Origin of the sequence: Yinghuangia sp. YIM S09857 (assembly GCF_051388915.1) — a bacterium.
GTDB lineage: Bacteria > Actinomycetota > Actinomycetes > Streptomycetales > Streptomycetaceae > Yinghuangia.
Genome location: NZ_JBPKBH010000001.1, coordinates 570,401 through 572,595, shown reverse-complemented (window position 1 = coordinate 572,595; position 2,195 = coordinate 570,401). Strand labels below are relative to the sequence as shown.

Below are 2,195 nucleotides of genomic sequence, written 5' to 3'. Positions count from 1 at the left end.
CCCGGGCCCGCCGCCGCACCGCCGCGCATCCGCGCGGCACCCACGCACGTACGGCCGATCACGAAGCGCGGCTCCGAGCCTCACGGGGAAGCGCCACGCGCCCTCTCCTGCCCGAGCGGGCATCGCGAGCGGATTCGCGAGGAACCACGGGTCGCGCTCTGTCGGGCAGGCCATGCCCCCGCTCGCCGATCGCACGCAGCCCGTCGCGTTCAGCGAGCCCGCCCACCCGAAGCCCACGCCGCTGCCCCACCCCGCCGGTGGCGGGTGGCGCGGGTGGGACCGGGAGCACGCCGCGGGCTCACGGCCGCGTCGCGGGCACGTCTCATCGGGGGGCGTCTTCCGCAGGTCAGCACGCGGATTGTGAGGAGTGCTACTGCCGACCACCTTGCCTCGGGTAACTGACGTACCGTCAGAATAGGGGGTGGGGTCCGCCAGGCCCCTACCGCACAGCCTCCACCGGAACCGTCCGGAGAGGACTGCACCCGAGACGAAGGAGGCCCAGGCGATGAAGGACCACAAGCCTGTGGTCCCCGGCTGGTTCACCACGGACGACGAGGACTTCCGGCTCCTCGGCACCCGGTGTACCGCCTGCGGGACCGTGTTCTTCCCCCGGCAGGACACGTTCTGCAAGAACCCCGCGTGCGCGGGCACCGAGTTCGAGGAGATCAAGCTCTCGGGCCGCGGCACCGTGTGGTCGTACACCAACGCCGGATACCGCCCGCCCGCACCCTACGTCTCCGACCCGGACGCCGAGTGGGTGCCGTTCACCATCGTCGCCGTGCAGCTCGCCGAGGAGGGCATGATCGTCCTCGGCCAGGCCGAGCCCGGCGTCACCGTCGACGACCTGACCGTCGGCGCCGAGGTCGAGATCGTCCCCGGCGTGCTGTACGAGACCGACGACCAGGTGTTCACCACGTGGAAGTTCAAGCCGACGGGAGCCTCCGCATGACCAGGGACCGTGAGGTCGTCGTCCTCGGCGCGGGCATGCACCCGTGGGGCAAGTGGGGCCGCAACTTCGTCGAGTACGGCATCAAGGCCGCCCAGGACGCGCTCGCCGACGCGGGCCTCGACTGGCGCGACATCCAGTACGTCGCCGGCGCGGACACCATCCGCAACGGCTACCCCGGCTTCGTCGCCGGGGCCACCTTCGCGCAGGCCCTCGGCTGGACCGGCGCCCGCGTCTCCAGCTCGTACGCCGCGTGCGCCTCCGGCTCGCAGGCCATCGCCAACGCCCGCGCGCAGATCCTCGCGGGCCTGGTCGACGTGGCCCTGGTCGTCGGTGCCGACGCCGCACCCAAGGGCTTCTTCGCCCCCGTCGGCGGCGACCGTCCCGACGACCCGGACTGGGTGCGCTTCCACGTGCTGGGCGCCACCAACCCGACGTACTTCGGGCTGTACGCGCGCCGCCGCATCGACCTGTACGGCGCCTCCGTCGAGGACTTCGCCAAGGTCAAGGTCAAGAACGCGAAGAACGGCCTGCACAACCCGAACGCCCGCTACAAGAAGGCGTTCACCCTCGAAGACGTCGCGGCCTCCCCCGTCGTCGCCGACCCGCTGCGCCTGATGGACATCTGCGCGACCTCCGACGGCGCCGCCGCGGTCGTGCTGTGCAGCAAGGAGTTCGCCGCCAAGCGCACCACCAAGCCGGTCCGCATCTCCGCGGTCTCGACGGTCACCCCGACCTTCCCGAGCGCGGTCATCGAGATGCCCGACATCGCCACGGACTCGTCGGCCGCCGTGCAGCCGAACGACCTGTCCTTCCGCGCCTCGCTGGCCCACGCGGCCTACGAGGAGGCCGGCCTCGGCCCTGAGGACCTGAGCCTCGCGGAGGTCTACGACCTGTCCACCGCGCTGGAGCTGGACTGGATCGAGGACCTGGCCATCTGCGGACGCGGCGAGGCGGAGAAGCTCCTGCGCGACGGCGAGACCGAGGTGACCGGGCGCATCCCGGTCAACGCCTCCGGCGGCCTCGGCTCGTTCGGTGAGGCGGTCCCGGCCCAGGCGATCGCCCAGGTGTGCGAGCTGACCTGGCAGCTGCGCGGCCAGGCCGGCGCGCGGCAGGTGCCGGACGCCAAGGTCGGCATCACGGCGAACCAGGGCCTGTTCGGGCACGGTTCGTCGATCATCGTGACCCGCTAGCGGCCGCCCGGACCGGCAACGGCAGAGGTAGCGGCACAGAGAGCGGTTCCATCGAA

The 2,195-nt window shown here is 71.9% G+C and carries 2 protein-coding genes; both read left to right on the top strand.

Translation table 11 applies throughout. From position 1 onward, the window contains the following. Window positions 1–505: 505 nt before the first annotated feature. The gene (locus ACRX5S_RS02430) at window positions 506–949 is read left to right on the top strand and encodes a Zn-ribbon domain-containing OB-fold protein (protein ID WP_436770988.1); all 444 of its coding nucleotides are present in this window, start codon (window positions 506–508) and stop codon (window positions 947–949) included. Continuing rightward, window positions 946–2,139, top strand: a complete 1,194-nt coding sequence (locus ACRX5S_RS02425) for a lipid-transfer protein (RefSeq protein ID WP_436770987.1) — start codon at window positions 946–948, stop codon at window positions 2,137–2,139. Before ACRX5S_RS02430 ends, ACRX5S_RS02425 begins: the two co-directional genes overlap by 4 nt. Window positions 2,140–2,195: the final 56 nt, after the last annotated feature.

Excerpts from the sequence above, each read along its gene's own strand:
- ACRX5S_RS02430 (WP_436770988.1), top strand. The coding sequence starts at position 506 with ATGAAGGACCACAAGCCTGTGGTCCCCGGCTGGTTCACCACGGACGAC.
- ACRX5S_RS02425 (WP_436770987.1), top strand. The coding sequence starts at position 946 with ATGACCAGGGACCGTGAGGTCGTCGTCCTCGGCGCGGGCATGCACCCG.